Source organism: Fundicoccus sp. Sow4_H7 (assembly GCF_052115865.1).
GTDB lineage: Bacteria > Bacillota > Bacilli > Lactobacillales > Aerococcaceae > Fundicoccus_A.
In genome coordinates this window covers 18,376-37,825 of sequence record NZ_JBQKME010000011.1, presented here as the reverse complement: position 1 = coordinate 37,825, position 19,450 = coordinate 18,376, and the positions used below count along the sequence as shown (strand labels likewise).

General features: G+C 35.3%; 15 protein-coding genes. 8 read left to right on the top strand and 7 right to left on the bottom strand.

Going from position 1 to position 19,450, the window contains the following annotated elements:
* Positions 1-28: 28 nt before the first annotated feature.
* Genes ACTQ54_RS10055 through ACTQ54_RS10030 form a run of 6 tightly spaced genes read right to left on the bottom strand, consistent with a single transcriptional unit; the run spans position 29 to position 8,002 of the window.
* On the bottom strand, positions 29-2,539 hold the full coding sequence (locus ACTQ54_RS10055; protein WP_441756499.1) for a phosphoenolpyruvate synthase: 2,511 nt from the start codon (positions 2,537-2,539) through the stop codon (positions 29-31).
* Positions 2,536-3,441, bottom strand: a complete 906-nt coding sequence (locus tag ACTQ54_RS10050; protein ID WP_441756497.1) for a prenyltransferase — start codon at positions 3,439-3,441, stop codon at positions 2,536-2,538. Before ACTQ54_RS10050 ends, ACTQ54_RS10055 begins: the two co-directional genes overlap by 4 nt.
* A complete protein-coding gene (locus ACTQ54_RS10045; RefSeq protein ID WP_441756495.1) occupies positions 3,434-4,300 on the bottom strand; it encodes a phosphatidylserine decarboxylase in 867 nt (288 codons plus the stop codon). Before ACTQ54_RS10045 ends, ACTQ54_RS10050 begins: the two co-directional genes overlap by 8 nt.
* On the bottom strand, positions 4,294-4,902 hold the full coding sequence (locus ACTQ54_RS10040; protein ID WP_441756493.1) for a CDP-alcohol phosphatidyltransferase family protein: 609 nt from the start codon (positions 4,900-4,902) through the stop codon (positions 4,294-4,296). The genes ACTQ54_RS10045 and ACTQ54_RS10040 overlap by 7 nt, the downstream gene beginning before the upstream one ends.
* Before the next feature lie 12 nt (positions 4,903-4,914).
* Positions 4,915-7,392, bottom strand: coding sequence for a PEP/pyruvate-binding domain-containing protein (locus ACTQ54_RS10035; protein WP_441756491.1), 2,478 nt, complete (start codon positions 7,390-7,392; stop codon positions 4,915-4,917).
* A 16-nt stretch (positions 7,393-7,408) separates the two neighbouring features.
* Positions 7,409-8,002 (bottom strand): CDP-archaeol synthase, encoded by a 594-nt coding sequence (locus ACTQ54_RS10030; RefSeq protein WP_441756489.1) that lies wholly within the window; start codon positions 8,000-8,002, stop codon positions 7,409-7,411.
* 162 nt (positions 8,003-8,164) lie between these two features.
* Here ACTQ54_RS10030 and ACTQ54_RS10025 point away from each other — a divergent pair, with 162 nt between their 5' ends.
* The 4 genes from ACTQ54_RS10025 to ACTQ54_RS10010 all read left to right on the top strand — a co-directional run bounded on the left by ACTQ54_RS10025 (position 8,165) and on the right by ACTQ54_RS10010 (position 11,793).
* The gene (locus tag ACTQ54_RS10025; RefSeq protein WP_441756487.1) at positions 8,165-9,328 is read left to right on the top strand and encodes an AI-2E family transporter; all 1,164 of its coding nucleotides are present in this window, start codon (positions 8,165-8,167) and stop codon (positions 9,326-9,328) included.
* Positions 9,329-9,435: 107 nt separating this feature from the next.
* Positions 9,436-10,038: an NfeD family protein gene (locus ACTQ54_RS10020; protein ID WP_441756485.1), complete on the top strand. Its 603-nt coding sequence runs from the start codon at positions 9,436-9,438 to the stop codon at positions 10,036-10,038.
* Between the two features lies 1 nt (position 10,039).
* Positions 10,040-11,068 carry a flotillin-like protein FloA gene (gene floA / locus ACTQ54_RS10015; RefSeq protein ID WP_441756483.1) on the top strand — a complete coding sequence of 343 codons (1,029 nt, stop codon included), beginning with the start codon at positions 10,040-10,042 and terminating at the stop codon, positions 11,066-11,068.
* 71 nt (positions 11,069-11,139) lie between these two features.
* Positions 11,140-11,793: a hypothetical protein gene (locus ACTQ54_RS10010; protein ID WP_441756482.1), complete on the top strand. Its 654-nt coding sequence runs from the start codon at positions 11,140-11,142 to the stop codon at positions 11,791-11,793.
* 1,080 nt (positions 11,794-12,873) lie between these two features.
* On the opposite strand, the gene ACTQ54_RS10005 is transcribed toward ACTQ54_RS10010, so the two are convergent.
* Positions 12,874-14,031, bottom strand: a complete 1,158-nt coding sequence (locus ACTQ54_RS10005; RefSeq protein ID WP_441756480.1) for an Mbeg1-like protein — start codon at positions 14,029-14,031, stop codon at positions 12,874-12,876.
* A 90-nt stretch (positions 14,032-14,121) separates the two neighbouring features.
* On the opposite strand from ACTQ54_RS10005, the gene glpK reads away from it, so the two are divergent.
* The 4 genes from glpK to tsf all read left to right on the top strand — a co-directional run bounded on the left by glpK (position 14,122) and on the right by tsf (position 19,449).
* Positions 14,122-15,624, top strand: a complete 1,503-nt coding sequence (gene glpK, locus ACTQ54_RS10000; RefSeq protein ID WP_441756577.1) for a glycerol kinase GlpK — start codon at positions 14,122-14,124, stop codon at positions 15,622-15,624.
* Positions 15,625-15,636: 12 nt separating this feature from the next.
* Positions 15,637-17,397 (top strand): FAD-dependent oxidoreductase, encoded by a 1,761-nt coding sequence (locus ACTQ54_RS09995; protein ID WP_441756478.1) that lies wholly within the window; start codon positions 15,637-15,639, stop codon positions 17,395-17,397.
* Positions 17,398-17,651: 254 nt separating this feature from the next.
* Entirely contained in the window at positions 17,652-18,428 is a 777-nt protein-coding gene (gene rpsB, locus ACTQ54_RS09990; RefSeq protein WP_441756476.1) for a 30S ribosomal protein S2, read from the top strand.
* 139 nt (positions 18,429-18,567) lie between these two features.
* Positions 18,568-19,449, top strand: coding sequence for a translation elongation factor Ts (gene tsf, locus ACTQ54_RS09985; RefSeq protein ID WP_441756475.1), 882 nt, complete (start codon positions 18,568-18,570; stop codon positions 19,447-19,449).
* Position 19,450: the final 1 nt, after the last annotated feature.

The window sequence follows — 19,450 nt, the reverse complement described above, 5'->3', positions numbered from 1 at the left end:
TGATGATTCCTCCAATGCAAAGCTAAATTTAGACTCTTTTAATCTGACCACTTAAACCATCCATTTCAATGACTTCACCTGTTTTAAGTCTTTGCGTGACATTTTTAACATTGACAATGGATGGTATCTTTAACTCTCTAGAAATAATGGCAGTGTGGGACAAGAGTGACCCTTTTTCAGCAATTATGCCTATGGCCTGTGTTAATAAATACACCCAACCAGGATCGGTCATGGTTGTTACAATGATTTTTCCTTGAACATCAATATCGCCAATTGCTTGCAAATCATTAATCACAATCACCTCTGCTTTAATCCTACCAGTTGAACAGCCTATCCCTTGTAATACCGTTTCATAAGCTTCGTCTTGGTCAATGTTTTGGATGGTTGAAGGGTAGCGGTTAAAAACTTCTCCCACAAATACCAGTCGATTAAATGCCGGAAGTTGCTGGTCAACTTTTAGTTGTTGTTTTCGATCCCTAATTTTCTCAACCAATAATTTGACACTTAAATCTTCATCTATCGAGAAAATTTCTTCCATTGTTAAATAAAAAATATCCCTAACCTCTTCAAGTATGTTTGCTTCAACAAATCTTTGACCAATGGTTAAAAATATGGTTCGAACCATTCCATAAATTCTCGTTCGATTCATACGAGAACTTTCACGGTATTTAATTCCTAGTATGGCATGTTCTCTAAAAAAGCGACTTAAGAATGGTAGCTTTATTTCATCTTTCTTTATATTGTTAGGTAACTTAGTCTGCTGGGATAGGTGTTTAGTAGTTTGTTGTTTAATCATTTGAATCAGTTTAATAGGTTGAACGCGGTAAGTTACGGTCTCTAACTTTAGTTCTCCTGGCGCTCGATCGCCAAATTCATCAATAAAATGAACAATCATTTGTGTCATCTGATGCTGGTCTCTAGCTAAAAACACATCTAATTCATCTTCGTTTAAATTAAACAATTTCTCTTGATAAGCTTTATTTTTCTCTAAAGAAATCTCTTCAATAATTTTATTCAACGCATGCATCGGTTTCATGGATTCAATCTGTGAAACGCCAGCAATTTCAGAAGGTACAGCTTGTTGCTGAAGTGATTTATTTAAAAGTCCAGTAAATATAAATGCATAAAGGTCATTGATGAGTGTGATATCCCATTGTTCGAGAATAGCCGTTTTAATTTCTGTAAATAAATTTCTCAGCTCTTTTATACTTGCCTGTTTTGAATAGTTAGACTCAAAATGCTGTTGTATATGTATAAAATCATCATCTAATTTGGCCATTGCTCGTGGAGACCTAACAAACGCCCGGATTATTCCAAAAATCACGCGTGATTTATCAATAAAAGACAGCTTAACGGTTGGAGCAACTTGTTCCAGATTACGAACGCCCAACATATCTTGCCAAATAGGAATAATCTTTTTTGAAAAAGGTAACATATGCAAGAGTTCATACCAATTATGAATTTGATAATAGATCCGACTATTGACATCTGCCAACATATTCGAAAAAATGCTATCGTATTGATTAATCTGTTCATCTGATTGTCGCAATACTCTTTTTGCCAGACCTCTAAAGACTTGTCGATAGGCTTCTTTCACAAAACTAATAGTCAAAGGAGTCGAGATACCGGGATAAGATTCAACAATATTACTATTATCTAAGATAAATATCGGACCTTCTGGCAAGGTTGTAATTTGCCGTGCTTGTAAAACATACAATCTATTGTTTTTGAAAGTAAATTCTATGTCTAAAAAATCCCCAAACAAGCCCATAACTTGGTAAGCCATATCAACCAACTGAGTAATTTGATTGTGGTTCAAATGAGGGGCGTTTGGATTTAATTCACTATAAGCGACATCTAAATTGGGTTGGATGTCTTTGTTTTCATCTCTATCGGGATGCAAGATTGTCATGCTTGTTGGTACCTTATCTTCGACAATGCCACTCCCTAAACCAAAGCCGGCAACAATAACATGCTCATTGAGTATCCCTTGTGGATTGGCAGTAAAATACACACCTGATATTTCGCCTACAATCATCTCTTGAACCATCACAATCATTTCGATTTCATCAAGGCTGATAGCTTGTGTTAAAAAATAATTGAGAGCTGATAGCTCATATAAAGATAATAAAGTATTTAATAAAGCGACTTCTAGCTGATCTGGCTTGACGTTACTCTGTGTATTAAACTGTCCAGCAAAAGATTGCCTTGCTTGGTCTTCGGCATTGGCCGAAGAACGAATCGCAAAAGAAGTTTGTTTACTAAAGCTTTGTGTATACGCATATACTTCATCCATATCTTCTTCTTCAAATGCAACTTTTGCAAATGATTTTAATTGATGACTAAGTTCCTCTAAAGATAATTCTTGCTTATTATATCTTTCTTGAAATTCTTGTAATTGTTTCTTTACTTCAGTTTTTGAATACAATTCATAACGAAAAACAGCAAAAGCTGGTACATTTAAACCAGCTTTTTGCATGATATACGAATGATATGCTTTGTTTCCATTTGACGAATTTATCTTATCTTCTCTTATCATAAATTTAACCTCATTTGAATTAAGTGAACAATTACAGATGCAACCATCGTAATCTCTGTAATATAAGTATAACGCTCAACACGGTCTACTAATTTAAAATGATTTGGATCTTTAATAAATTGTTGAAATTGAACCATCATCCAAATCACATTAAGCACAATAAACACCACACCGATTTTCGAAAGATTCCAAAGTAAGAGAATATTTGTCATAATATCGATTAACGTTAAATTTCGTACAAAGCGCGTGACTTTTTCATAACCAAATAATTGTGAATAGGTCACATATTCTGTTTCGTCTTTGGGGGCTCGAATTTTGCGTGAAATTTCCCAAATTAAACTTTGGAAATACATGGTAAAGGCGAGTAAAAAAGTTGTCCAAGAAACTAGTGGCAGATCGTATTTAAAGCAGACAAATGAAAGTATATAAATATTCAATACCATCATAACAGGATTATGTGTAATCAATGCTAATGGAAGTGAGTTTTGAATCTTATCTTTTTGAAAAAACCATAAAGACATTAATGTCCCATAAATAAATAAAAATAAATACCAAGCAAAATTATTCATAAAGACGAGATTTAATATGAAGGATAAGCCAACAACAAACACTAAAGTAATTGCTAAGTCTTTCTTATAAACCTGACCAGAAGGCAGGGGGCGATGAGAAAAAAGACGTTTGTCATGTTCGTAATCTTTAAAATCGTCCGCAATTCTCAATACCATTAAAAAAATGAAAACTGTTAGTACGCCAATCCACTCTTGAATTCCAATGGAGAAATCATAGATATTTTTATTGAGTAATAATAGAAAATAGATTTCAAAGAAATAAATAATCGCTAAAAAGAAACGAGAAATAAGTGGATACATTTCTTTAAAATAAATATGCAGTCTTTTAATCATGGTAGCTACCAATCCTTTCGCCAATTTGAACTTGCGTTTCAATACCTAATTTAGAGTAATCCAATATATCTTGATCGATTTGAATGGTGTTGGCAGGATAAGCCACGACAATTGTTGAACCACCAAGAGAAAACCATCCTTTTTCTTGCCCTTTATATACTTGTTTGCGTTTGTAATTATTTATTTTTCCGACTAGCAAAGCACCAATTTCCATCTGTAAAATTATTCCTAAATGGGCTGTTTCAATAGCAGTCACAACTCTTTTATTTTCTTTGAAGATGGCTGCCTTTGTTTGTGCTAGTTCGCGTACGGAATGAAGTTTTCCAGTGATATTTTTTTGAAAAAGAATTTTTCCACTTTCAGCCGTTAAATAGCGGTGATAATCTTCTAAAGCTAGTCGGTAAACACATAAGATTCCGCCATCAAACTTAGGCGCTAATTGGTTATCTTGAATAAGCTCAGTTAGTTGATAAGTTTGATTTTTAATTTCAACGGTTAAAGACTTATCAATGGTGAAAACTTGTAATTTAGCTTGAGCCACTGCCATAACTTCAGAAGAAGAAGGCAATTTAAGGGCAGTTGGTTTTAATTTTCTTGTAAAAAAATCAGCAAAATGCTTATACTTTTGTTGTTCATATTGGTTCAAATCGATGTGAAAAGTTTCAACAAAATAATCAATTTTTCGCTTTGACATCGGCAAATAATCCATCAAGCTATAGAGCTTTGAAAATAATGGCTGGGTCACAATAGGCAACAATTTTTGTCCCCAAGAACGCCCATATAATAATTCAACTAAATCGGAATTAAACTCAATAGGATGATCAACCGTTTGACGATCGCGATAATAAATATCTACCATTGGACCATACCTAAACCAATTAAAGTCAATACAGCTAAAACGGCAAAGAAGATATAAGCCCAACGATTCGGTTTGGGGATGCGGATATTTAAGATGAATAAAAATCCTAATACCAAAGCTGTTAGATGACTGATTAACTGATACTGTCCTAGGTTTGCCCATTGATCAAATAAATAAAGTAGTGGGAAAAACAAAGCACTATAAGTAACAGGCATACCCACAAAATAATGAGAGGGTCCTTCGTTTTTAGCCAAGCGATTAAAATGGGCTAAGCGACTAATGGCACAAAGAGCATAAACCACTACTACTATTAACGAAAAAAAAGACGCGGAATATTGTGAAAGTAGCATCACACTAGGGAAGGCTACAAAATTAATCATATCGCTTAGAGAATCAATTTCAACTCCGAACTGTTCTTCAGCGACTGTTCGATCAAACATTCTCGCAAAGCTGCCATCGAACAAATCACAAATACCGGTTAAAATAAATGCCATCATAGCTAATGTCAGCTGTTGATTTAAGACAAAAGCGATGGCTGACAGTGAGAAGAAAACACCTAAATAAGTAATGATGACAAACTTACCATTTTCACCTATAAACATAAAATCACCTACTTAATTATGAATAATAATTTCACCATTACTTCCATTCATAGTAATGGTCATGCCTGTTTTAAGTTGGGAACAAGCGCCAGTTGCAGCAACAATCCCTGGAATATCAAATTCACGAGCAACAATAGAAGCGTGACATAAGACACCACCTGTTTCAGTAATTAAACCTGCAATCATACTAAAGGCATACGACCAACCGGTGTCCGTAAAAGTGGTTACTAAAATATCGCCTGCTTCTAAAGAATGGATATCACTCACATCCTTCAAGACTTTAACTTTTCCAGTGACAATTCCATTACTTGCACCTAAGCCACTTAAGGTCAATTTACCACTATCGTGCGGCGTTTGAATCGATTCAAATAGATCGCCTGCAGGTTGAAAGTGACGATAGGACTGGGTATATAGTTGATTGTAGGCTATTTCTCTTTGCAAATCTTCAATGGAGATGGCATTTTTAATAAAGGAAATAGTGCTCTCTTTTGTGGCAAAGAATAAGTCATTTTTGTCATTAATGTAGCCCAATGACTGATATCGCTGACCTAATTTCAAGCTGATTTGACGAATTAAATGGTAATAACGGGTTGAAATATCTTTAAATTCTTCACGCCACCACATCATATGACGTAAATACATTATTTGCTTTTGGATTTTATTTATTTTTGATGGTTTGACCATCGTTTCTAGGATTTGCTTTATGTCTGATTGATCGAAAGCTGCTTGCAATTCTAAATCTAGACTAGTTGGATTTGATATATACCACTGAATCATTTCAATGATTGGTTTTAAAGATTCGCTATAGGATGGTTCAAGCAAATATAATTCACGTTGAGAATGATAGCCAAATTCATTTTGAAAATTTAATAAGACTTGTGTTAAAGAATGTTCAGGATGACTCGAAAACCATTTTATAAGTTCTTCTGGAGAACAATTTTTCCAATCCTTTAAAAGAACTTCGTTATCTTGGATGATGTGAAGAATAGCTTGTAAAGCATCAATTGGCTTTGTATGAGAAATATTGCCAATATGACTTAGTAACTGAAATAACTGCTCAGTCGTTAAAACTTTCAGTAGAGAATTCTTTTTCATCGATAACTGCACGGTATTAATAAATACTTGCTTAAAATAAGTGCTTTCAGCTTCCATATATGCATCTTCAATCAATGTGATCCAAAGTAGTTCAATGGCTTCGCGAGGAGACTTATCCGATAATGCGTTGATGGCCTCTAAATGAAGGCTATAACTGTCCAATAAATCTGCCCTTATTGACTCGGCAGCCTTAAAATGTCGCTTGGTTGTTTGATTCAATTGGAATGCTACTTTAATGCTATACCATAAACTACTTAAAGAAATCGAACTTTTTCTGCCATCACCCAAGTAATTTTTTTGTACTCCTAATTCTTCATCAAATTCTTTTTCAATAAAACCAGGAATATGTTGCATGACAGATTTCACAATGCCAATATTCCAATAGGGATAGGCATACTGACGCAACATTAATTCAGGCACATCTTCTTCCTTTAAAAGTTGGTTATCAATGAAAAATGAACTCAGTGATTTTTGCCATGAAGCATAGTAAAGTGACCACATTAAATTAGGAATCGGTTGAGCAGCTACACCTCCGTCCCGGAAATTTGCATTAGTCCAACTTCCTTCTGGAACAATGGACGAAATGCTAGAGATAGGACGTACTTGTAATAAATATAAAGTATCGGCATGAATGCAAAATTCTATATCAATAGGGTAACCAAAATTTTGATTGAGTTTTAATACGACTTGATGCAGTTCTTCGAGTTTTTCTATTGGAAAATCAAAAATTGTAGGGATATTTATTATGTTCCAAAGTAAGCTGATTTTTTTAGGTGTTACTTTTCCTTGAACTAATTGTTCATTTGATCCGTGGATGTATTCAATCATCATCTCTTGGTCAGTGTTTTGGACAGGGTTCATTGAAAATGCGACACCTGAAATGTCTGCTTGTATTTGTTCTTGTATAATAACCGCCATTTTTAATTGGTCAAAAGGAAGTCGATTATTTTGGAAATACTGTATGACTTCAGCTTTGAACAAAGAAACTAAGCATTGTCTGATGGCACTCATAATTTCTTCAAGGGAATGACAATCACTGATTGAATCAAAGATGCCAGCAAAAGATGTTTTTAATCCATCTTCCAATAATCCACTAGAACGAACAATGTAAACTTTATTTTTATCAAAAAAAGTATTAATTGCAGTGATGATATTATTAGGGAAAGCAACAGCATCAAGCTGTGCTAGGGTTTCAGACGGGTCTAGCTCTATGTATTGGTGAATATCATCTGGAAAATTAGGGAAAGCTTGTAATAGATAATCATTTAGTAAGTCTGCATCCATTACAAGTCCGTTCGGCACTTCAAAGCCTAATTGTTGCAAACGAACCAGTCCGTTCACCTTACCACCAAACAAAGAATCCTGTTTCTTAATATGCTTTAATTCTGATATCATGTCCAGACCTCCTTTACTAAAATCGATTACGTCTTAATTTAAAATAAAACAGAAAGCTATTAATGATTAGGTGAGTTAGGGAACCAAAAAAGATAAAACCTAACAATTCAATCACTGTCAATGGAGCAAAACATGCAATCACTAGTGTACATCCAATTAATGAATCAGCTTGATCCACCCCAATAAATATCACTTTTAAAAACTTTTGAGCGCTACTTTTCCCAGGTGGAATATCTAAACGTCTTTTGATAAAACTATTGGGAAGTTCAAAAAGAACATAAGCTAAACCTAACAAAAATCCTAAATAAAGGTTTAGTTTAAAATAATTTCCGTAAATAGGATAAATATAGTGCCATTGATTCAATTGTGGTATAAGCTGAAAGAGCAATGACCATAAAATTTGAAAGATTATTCCAAAAGCAATCATTCCTATGAAACCTTTCCAGGTCTTGTTATCACCTAGTAGTCTTTTTCCGTCCAGAAATATTTTTCCACGATCCATCGGAAAAGCTAAAGATTGAAATAAATCACTTTTACAAAACACCATATTGGCAATGCCTGCAAAAATAACCGGCATCAAGGTTAAATACATTTTGAGAATGGTTGACATCTTGTTCTCCTACTTCCAAACATAGTTATACACTATTATAGATACTTTAAAGATGATATGAAAGTTAAATGAAATCTTACTCTAATTAAATATCACTGACCAATTTATTTTAAATCTTTTATAGTCAATGCTATAATTAGCACACTAGAGAGGAAGTGAGTAATGACAGACAAGGATAAAAAGATTATTAGTTATACTGTTTTTGTAGCGCTATTATTTTTAGCTGTCCTAAATTGGACTACCGTTGTAAGCTTTTTACAGATGGCTTGGAGGGTAGCTTTACCATTAGTCATTGGTGGTGTTTTGGCTTATATACTGAATATTTTAATGATGCGATTTGAGAAAATATGGTTTCCTAAAACAAAAAATCAAACACTCATTAAACTTCGTCGGCCAATGAGTATTTTATTAGCGATCATCACAATTTTAACTGTTTTGGTCATTATTTCAGGTATTATCATACCACAGTTAGTTTCTGTTATTTTAGGTTTAATTGACTCCATCCCTGTTTTAATTACAGCAATAGAAGATTGGGCGAATGAATATAGCGAGTATTTCCCGCAATTAAATGGGATTATTGATGCCTTAGATATTAATTGGTCGAATATGGTCCGAAATATTGTGAATGTACTGAATAATATTTCAACCAGCTTAGTCGGTTCAACCCTGTCAACAGTAGGTTCGTTATTCTCATTTATTGTGAACGGTTTGTTATCACTAATGATTGCAATCTATGTTTTGTTTTCAAAGGAAACACTTGGTGCGCAATTTAAACGCGTTATCCGAATTTATTTCTCTGAATCGTTCTATAATAAATTTTTCTATGTGATATCTGTTGCGGATGAATCATTCGAGCATTTTATTACAGGTGAAGTAATGGAAGCATTTATTTTAGGTTCAATGGTTACAATAGGTATGTGGATTTTCCAAATGCCATATGCAGCGATGATCGGTGTGCTGACAGGTGTGACGGCTTTAATACCTTTAATTGGAGCTTATTTATCAGGGGCAATTGGTTTTATACTGATTATTGTTCAATCGCCTACACAAGCTTTCATGTTTTTATTATTTATTATTATTGTACAACAAATAGAAGGAAATATTATTTATCCAAAAGTCGTTGGAAATTCATTAGGTTTACCAGGCTTATGGGTATTAATTGCAGTAACCATCGGTGGAGGAGTTATGGGGATTCCAGGAATGTTAATCGGAGTGCCATTGGGAGCAACTATTTATAAATTAATGAAATTTGATATGAATCGACGTGAAGAAAAAGCAGAAAAAACAAAAGCTAGTTTTTTAGCTAAGAAAAATGCGGATTTATAACAAATAATGAGGTTTATAGAACAATCATACTTTTGACTGATATTTCAATTATTTCTATGTTAGAAAGTACGGTAATGGTATAATGGAAGTAGAAAGGGGGAGTTAAAATGTTTTTGAATATTGCTATTCTGATGTTAGGAGCAGCTATTATTACAACAGCTGCATTTTCTAAATATTCGATCATTTATGTTGGACTCAGTCTCATAACATTTGGAGCGTATTTTGGTCTTCCAGCAGATAATTGGCTAATTTATTTACTTTTTGTCCTTGGGATTGTATTAATTGTTGTCGAATTTTATGTGCCAGATTTTGGTATAACAGGAATAGCTGGTTTTGTAGTTATTGTGACGTCTTTATATTTGATTCACATTGATTTTATCTCCGTTTTAATCGCAACCATTGCGCTTTTAGCATCAATTTTCATTGTTGGAGCACTTAATCTAGCTTTAGGTAGGGAGTTGCAATTAAGCCCGCAGTTTGTTTTAAATACCTCCATGAATACTGAAAGTGGTTATACAAGTAGTAAGACTTTAGATTACTTGGTTAATCAAAATGGGGTAACAGTTACATCATTAAGACCTGTTGGACGCGCAAATTTCAATGATGAATTTTTTGAAGTTATTAGTAATGAAGATATGATTCCAGCAAACACTCCTATTTATGTTGAGCGAGTACAAGGATCAAAAATTTATGTAAGAAAAGAGGGATAATATGTTTTCAAACTCATATTCTAGTTCAAGTTCATTTTCTGATTTTAACATTATACCTGCTGTAATAATAGCGATCGTTGTTTTAATCTTAATTATATTATTTTTCCGTTTCGTACCTGTCGGCTTGTGGATTACAGCTTACTTCTCAGGTGCTAAAGTGAGTATCGGGAATCTAGTTGGGATGCGATTACGTCGTGTAACTCCATCGCATATTGTTAATCCATTGATAAAAGCAACTAAAGCTGGCTTAGTCATTAGTACCGATCAACTGGAAGCTCACTATTTAGCGGGTGGGAATATCAATCTAGTAATTGACGCGTTGATTGCAGCCCAAAGAGCTAATATTGATTTAGAATTTGAACAAGCTGCAGCGATTGACTTAGCGGGACGTAATGTTTTTGAAGCTGTTCAATTCTCAGTTAACCCAAAAGTTATTGAAACGCCTATTATTGCAGGGGTCGCGATGAATGGTATTGAAGTAAAAGCCAAAGCGAAAGTTACCGTGCGCGCTAACATTGAACGTCTAGTCGGTGGTGCAGGTGAGGAAACAATTATTGCCCGTGTTGGTGAAGGGATTGTTACCACAGTAGGTAGCGCCAAATATCATACTGAAGTTTTGGAAAATCCAGATTCTATCTCGCAAACGATTTTAAGAAAAGGTCTTGACTCAGGTACAGCCTTTGAAATCCTATCGATTGATATTGCGGACGTTGATGTCGGTCGAAATATTGGTGCGAAATTACAAGCTGATCAAGCGGTAGCAGATAAGAAAATCGCTCAAGCTAAGGCCGAAGAGCGTCGTGCATTTGCGGTTGCACAAGAACAAGAAATGATCGCAGAAGTACAAAGAATGCGTGCCAAAGTTGTTGAAGCAGAATCAGAAGTACCATTAGCTTTAGCTGAAGCATTTAGAAGAGGTAACTTAGGTGTATTAGACTACTATAATTTAGAAAATATTAAGTCTGATACAGCCATGCGCGATTCAATAGCAAAAGATTCTCCACAAACAAATGGTGAAGAATTAGAGTAAAATAATTTTAAATTAATGGCCAACAAGAATTAAGTCAAGTCGCCTCAAAAAAAATGTAAAGGGGTGAGCAATTGGAATTTCTAATCTATTTAATATTTCTGATGTTTTTTGTCGGCTTTCGAGCCATCATTAGTTCCTTGATTGGAAGAAACCGAAAAACGCCTGTTGTGACCCGTAAAGAAGCGCGTCAAAGATCACCAAAAAACAAAACCACTTCTGTCCAAAGCTGGGAGTCTAATCTCAATCAAAGTGAAAAACGTCAAAAATCAGCCTTAGCAGAACGGTTGACGATATCACTTAATGAAGTTCAAGAAGAAATGCAAAATCGGAATAATGAAAGACCTAAGAAGAAAAGAACCAGACGCAATGAACAAAAGGTTAAACAAAAGCAGCCAGCGAAAATGTCCATGGATGATGCTTATTTACCTTCATCGCTGTCTACTGAAACTTCTTTTGATTCATTAGATGATTTTGATTATGACTCAAGAGATTTTGAAACAGAGCTCAATGAAGTAGAAGCTTATTATAATGAGATGGAAGAAGAAGAACCTGATTTCTTTGTCGTAGATGATGGTATCATGCCGTTGGAAACTCCTTCAAAGCCAGTTAAGGGAAGAAGACGGCGCAGACATTATCAAATGATTAATCCCATGACTTTACGTCAAGGAATAATTATTGGTGAAATCATGGATCATCCAAGAGCTGTAAAGAAAAGTAAAATCTAGCTTTTGTAAGTAAATAATCTTTATTTAAAAACACCTTGAAACCCTGTTTATATAGGATTTAAGGTGTTTTTGTTTAACGCTATTTGGTTAAGGAGTTTTTGCCGATCAAGTCCAAAAATTTATGTAAATTGAATAAGTTGCGTAGTCCCTAATCCTCTATATAAGAGTTGACTAGTGTAACAAGTTGACTCTTATCATGTCCAACTGTTTATTTAGGACCTAAATAGACGAAAGTGACGAAATTGACTATCTAATCCGTCCGATTGCCATCTGATTAGACGAAATTGGTGCTCAAATCCGTCCGAACGCCATCTGATCAGACGAAATTGGTGCACAAATCCGTCCGAACGCCATCTGATTAGACGAAATTGGTGCACAAATCCGTCCGAACGCTATCTGATTAGACGAAATTGGTGGTCAAATCCGTCCGAACGCCATCTGATTAGACGAAATTGGTGTGCCAATCCGTCCGATTGCCATCTGATTAGACGAAATTGGTGCACAAATCCGTCTGAACGCCATCTGATTAGACGAAATTGGTGGTCAAATCCGTCTGAACGCCATCTGATTAGACGAAATTGGTGGTCAAATCCGTCCGAACGCCATCTGATTAGACGAAATTGGTGGTCAAATCCGTCCGAACGCCATCTGATTAGACGAAATTGGTGCACAAATCCGTCCGATTGCCATCTGATTAGACGAATTTGGCGAGCAAACTGTCTAATTGCCAACTAAATAGATAAAAAAATACAATTACCAGTTTTAAAGTCAGTGAAGAGTTCCATTCACATACATAAATGAGTTTTAATGTCGTTGAAGAGTTCCATTCACATACATAAACGAGTTTTAATGTCGTTGAAGAGTTCCGTTCACATACATAAACGAGTTTTAATGTCGTTGAAGAGTTCCATTCACATACAATAACCGTTTTTAATGTCAGTGAACCATTCCGTTGACATACATAAACGAGTTTTAATGTTGTTGAAGAGTTTCGTTCACAGACAATAAAAGTTCTTAATGCCCCTCAGAACTTCAACTATCAAACATATAAAGCACACACCTTCTTTTTCCAGACTTTTTTTATGTTATCTTAAACCATTGTTCGACTTGGTCTTTTATAGTGAGTAACGATTCATTGCGGTATTCTTTGAACATGTCTCGAAAAATTTGTATCAGGCGTAATGAGACTTGTTTAATCATTTGGCGAGAGTCTTCATCTAAATTATGAATTTGAGAGCGTAAATGACGGAAAAAGCCAAGTTTATTTTGATTAATTTCTTCAAGATGTTTGATTTTCGTTAAATCGATTAAATCAAACGAAATATCTACAAACTCTTTCATTTCAGAAGGACTTAGCTCGGCTGTCCATGCTTTAATGGATAAATCGACTAGCTGACTAAAATCAGAAGTTTTTTCAATAACTTGAAAATGATTATCTTCTATAACCCAATTAATTGGTTCATGCTGAGAAAAAGCTGTCTTTCTACTTTTTATGATGACAGGAGGGATATTATATTCTAACATTCTGCCGACGATACTATCTTCGGGAATAATATGAACAACTCGGTCTTCTATTAAATGCATATCTTCTGAGATATTAATCAAAGGCTGAAAGCCGGGACCATCAAAGGAAAAGATGATTTGGATGTGTTCTTGTAATTCAGTTTTGGCTTTTGAAGCAGCAAATACCACAAGATTGCCGCCTTTCGAATGTCCACTTAGAATTAATGGTTTATCTTGTTGAGTGGGCATTAAGTTTAAATAGTTAGCAGCCATTTGTTGTGCAGGGATTGTTGGTTGAAAAGCCATGTAGGCATCTTCTTTCCACCCAATAATGGAATCGTCTGTTCCTCTAAAAGAAACAAGTGTGTAGTGATTGGGAATATCAAAACATAAGGCAGAAAATTGTAGTTCAATGTCTAATGATATTTGATTATGAAAGGCATACAGTTTAATATTAGAATAACGAGGCGAGTTTGCCATTATTTGAAATAATTCAATACGGTATTTAGTTAAAATCATGGTTTGAAATTGGTGCATCCTTGGTAAGCTAGGTCCAATGACTTGGTATAATTTACTTAAACCAAAGGCTTGTTCAAGGTCAAAGGCTTGGGTGACATAATTGTCAAAAGGAAAGTAACTTAATTCATTAAGTAAGAGAACATCAATTTCATTTAAATACATTTCATCAAATGATTTATCGCTATATCGTAGAAGATAATTAAAGAGTGTTGCCATATAAACCTCCATCGTCCATTGTAATAAGCTCATTAAACCATAAAATAGTAGAGGAGTGAAGCCTTGAAAAACTTATCAGAGAAATACATTATGTCAATTGATCAAGGGACAACAAGTTCGCGCGCTATCATTGTCAATCATGATGGACAGATTGTTGGAAAAAGTCAAGCAGAGTTCAAGCAATTTTATCCTCAAGCTGGCTGGGTTGAACATGATCCAAATCTAATTTGGAATAATGTTCAACAAGTGATTGCAGGGGCATTTATTGATAGTGAAATTCATCCCAAACAAATTTTGGCTATTGGTATAACCAATCAACGGGAGACAACGGTTGTATGGAATCGACATACAGGAAAACCAATTTATAATGCGATTGTTTGGCAGTCTCGACAAACAGCAGCTATTGCTGATCTATTAATTAAAGAGGGGCATCAAGAACTGATACAAAATAAAACAGGTTTAGTTATTGATGCTTACTTTTCAGCGACTAAAATTCGTTGGATTTTAGATCATGTAGAAGGTGCACAAGCTCAGGCAGAAGCGGGAGATTTAATTTTTGGAACGATTGATAGCTGGCTATTATTTAAATTAACAGGTGGTGAGGTTCATAATACGGATTACACCAACGCTTCGCGGACGATGTTATTTAATATTCATACTTTAGATTGGGATCAAGATATTTTAAATATACTAAATATCCCTCGCTCGATGATGCCAGAAGTAAAATCAAGTTCGGAATATTTAGGTAAGACAAAAAGTTATCTGTTTTTTGATTATGAAATCCCTATTACTGCTATGGCAGGCGACCAACAAGCTGCTTTGTTTGGACAGCTAGCCTTTGAACCGGGTATGGTTAAGAGTACTTATGGAACAGGGTCATTTATTATTGCGAATTTAGGTTCAGATATTTATTTATCTCAACATAATTTATTAACGACGATTGCCTATGTGATTAACGGAGAAGTCACTTATGCGTTAGAAGGTTCGATTTTTGTAGCGGGCAGTGCGGTTCAATGGCTTAGAGACGGTTTAGAATTAATTAAAGATTCGGCGGAAACTGAAGTTTTAGCCTTGCATTCTGGTAATACGGACCAAGTGTATCTAGTCCCTGCTTTTACTGGATTAGGAGCACCATATTGGAATTCAAATGCTCGCGGTTCCTTATTTGGTCTGACCAGAGGAACAAGCAAAGCGGATTTGGCTAAGGCGACCTTACAATCAATTGCTTATCAAGTAAATGATATTATTGATACCATGCGTTTAGATTCTGAAATAGAAATAAAGGAGTTACGTGTCGATGGCGGGGCTTCAATGAATGAATTTTTAATGCAATTTCAAGCCGATATAACGGGAGTAAAATTAACACGGGCAAAAAATTTAGAAACAACGTCACTAGGTGCAGCTTATTTAGCCGGATTAGGGATTGGATTTTGGAAAGACCGTGAAGATTTATTGCGATTTGTGTCTACCGGTGATAAATATGAATCGAAAATGACAGATATAGACCGTGAAAAATTAATCAAAGGTTGGAAGAGAGCCGTTAAAGCGACCGAATTTTATGCTCAGTTAGTACAAGATGATCAATCAGAATAAGGAGATTAATGGATGGGTTTTTCACTAAAGCAGCGAGTTGAAACAATTGAAGGTTTAAAAGCTACAGAGTTTGATGTTTTAATCATTGGTGGAGGAATTACCGGAGCTGGAATTGCACACCAAGCAAGTGCAAGTGGACTAAAAACAGCTCTGATTGAAATGCAAGATTTTTCAGAAGGAACAAGCAGCCGTTCTACAAAATTGGTTCATGGCGGAATTCGCTATTTAAAACAGTTTGATATTGATGTTGTATCCGAAACGGTTAAAGAACGGGCTGTTATACAACAAATTGCCCCACACATTCCAATTCCATCGATGATGGTCATGCCAATTTATGACGAAGCTGGTGCACCCTTTTCCATGCTAGAAATTGAAACAGCAATGGAGCTGTATGATAATCTCGCAGGAGTCAAAGATGGACAATGGCAACATCGTGTTTTAAGCCGAGAAGAAACGATAGATTTACTGCCTAATATTAATCACGATAAATTAATAGGTGGTGGCCTATATTTAGACTACCGCAATAATGATAGTCGTTTGGTCATTGAACATTTGAAATCGGCCCACAAAAACCAAGCCGTTTTGGCAAGTTATGTAAAAGCGATAGATGTTGTATATAAAGACGAACGGATTAATGGCGTGAAAGTGGAAGACCAGTTAACAAAAGAGATATTTATTGTTAGATCTAAAGTTGTGGTGAATGCAACTGGTCCTTGGAGTGATCTTGTTCGTAAACTGGATGATGTTGATCATACGCCTGAACAAATGCGGTTAACAAAAGGGGTGCATTTGGTCGTTAGCCAAGAGAAGTTGCCTGTGAAACAACCAGTCTATTTTGATACCGGCTTAGGAGACGGACGGATGCTTTTCGTTCTACCTCAAGGGGGTAAGACTTATTTTGGGACGACGGATACCGATTATCAAGGTGATTTAAGCCAACCTTTACCAACTCAAGAAGATGCTGACTATCTGATTAATATAATCAATACACGTTTTCCAGAAGCAAGGATTACGTTGAATGACATTGAAAGTTCTTGGGCAGGTTTGCGTCCGCTTCTAGGAAACGCAGACGTTGACTATAATGGTAACCATCGTCAAAGTGTGGATGATGAAAACTTTAATGCGCTTGATGAATTATTTGCAGCTTATCGAGAAAATCGTAAAACACGTACTGAAATTGAACAAAGCTTGTTGCAGATGAATTTATTTAAGCAAAATAACAGTCCGTCGAATTTATCTAGAGGGAGCCAGTTGAGCATCAGTCCTTCGGGCATGATTACGATTGCGGGTGGAAAACTCACTGATTTTCGCCAAATGGCCACTGAAGTGATGGAAGCTGTTAGAGAACAACTGTTAAACCATCAAATAAATATCCCTGCTATTGATTCAGCAACATTAAAAGTCTCAGGCGGTGAATTTGAAGTTGAGGATTATCACCAAGTAATCAATGAGCAATTAGAACTATTAAAATCACTGGATTTAGCGAATGAAGAAGCAATGTGGCTAGTGAAATTGTTTGGTAGCAATACATCTGCTTTGTTGAAGAATCTAGATAAAGCCAATGACTACTTAAATAAATATCGCTTGCCTTTGCATCTAGTTCTTGCCTTAATCTACTGTATTGAAGAAGAAGCTGTATATGATGTAGGTGATTTTCTTGTGCGCAGAACGAGTTTGTTGTTATTCCAATTACAAATAGTTGAGGCATTCGTTGATGGTTTGTTAGCTGTTTTAGCTGAAGAACTCGATTTGACAACTGAAGAAATTAGCTAACAAAGCAAGATGATAAAAGTAGAAATTGAGAATAAAAGATTGGGGTATTTAAGTAACAATTAAAACGGAAATCCCCACTCATAAACATCAAAAGTTAGCTCTTGCCAACCGTATAAAAATCATGTACAATTATAAACGGTGTAAAAACCAAATTCACACGATTATGGATAAGGTTTAGGGTGCTTTCTCACGGGAGTCTAAATGTTATATGAAATAATCGGAGGAAAATTTAAAACCAAATGGAGGAAAAAAACATGGCAGTTATTTCAATGAAACAATTGTTAGAAGCTGGTGTACATTTCGGACACCAAACACGTCGCTGGAACCCAAAAATGAAAAAATATATCTTTACTGAACGTAACGGTATCTACATTATTGACTTACAAAAAACAGTAAAATTAGTTGATGAAGCATATAATTATATGCGTGAAGCATCAGCTAACAAAGGTGTTGTATTGTTTGTTGGTACTAAAAAACAAGCACAACAAGCGATTGAAGAACAAGCTAAACGTGCAGGTCAATACTACATTAACCATCGTTGGTTAGGTGGATTATTAACTAACTGGGATACTATCCAAGGACGTATTAAACGCCTAAAAAATATCGAAAAAATGGCAGAAGATGGAACATTTGATGTTCTACCTAAAAAAGAAGTTTTAGAAATCCGCAAAGAACAAGAACGTCTAGAAAAATTCCTTGGCGGAATTAAAGATATGCCAAGAATTCCTGATGTTATTTTCATTGTAGATCCAAGAAAAGAACGCATTGCTGTTCAAGAAGCACACAAATTGAATATCCCTATCGTAGCGATGGTGGATACTAACTGTGATCCTGATGAAATTGATGTAGTTATCCCTTCAAATGATGATGCGATTCGTGCGATTAAATTAATTACAACTGCAATGGCAGATGCAATTATTGAATCAAATCAAGGTGCAAGTGAATCAGAAGATGAAGTAACAGATACAGAATTTTTTGATAACTTATTTGAAGTAAACGAAACTGAAGAAGAAGAGATCACAGAAGCTTAATTCTTCACTAAACTATTAACAATATTGTATATTTAATAAGTCAACTGTCTTAATTCAGATTAACCATAGGCTCAAAAAGTCTGGCCACTGACTTAGGACAGTTTTTTAAAGAGAGAAATACCAAGGAGGATGCAATAATATGACTAAAGTTACTGCAAAAATGGTAAAAGAATTACGTGATATCACTGGTGTTGGTATGATGGATGCTAAAAAAGCCTTAGTAGAAGTAGATGGCGATCAAGATAAAGCAATTGACTACTTACGTGAAAAAGGTTTAGCAAGTGCTGCTAAAAAAGCAGACCGTATTGCTGCAGAAGGTATGACCGCTAGCCATGTAGATGGTAATACAGCTGCAATCATCGAAATGAACTCTGAGACAGACTTTGTTTCTAAAAACGAGAAATTCCAACAATTAGTAGCAGATGTTGTTAAAGCAATTGCTGCAGGTAAACCTGCAACTTTAGAAGATGCGTTAGCAATGGAAGTTGAAGGAAAATCAATTTCAACCATTATTTCAGAAGCAACAAACGTAATTGGTGAAAAATTATCATTACGTCGTTTTGAAATCCTTGAAAAATCTGATGCAGATGCTTTTGGTGAGTATTCACACATGGGTGGACGTATTGGAGTTCTTACATTAGTTGAAGGTGATACTGATGAAGAAAAAGCTAAAGACGTTGCGATGCACGTTGCAGCTATCAACCCACGCTATGTAGACCGTTCTGAAGTTTCAGACGAAGAATATGCTCACGAAGAAAAAATCCAAACTGAAATTGCTTTAAACGAAGGTAAACCAGCAAATATCGTTGAAAAAATGATTAAAGGTCGTATGAATAAATACTTATCTGAAATCTCATTAAACGATCAACCATTTGTTAAAGATGCAGATCAAACTGTCGCTCAGTATGTAGGCTCAAACAATGGTAAAGTTAAGAAATTCGTTCGTTATGAAGTTGGCGAAGGAATGGAAAAACGTTCTGAAAGCTTTGCTGATGAAGTAGCCGCTCAAATGAAAAAATAAT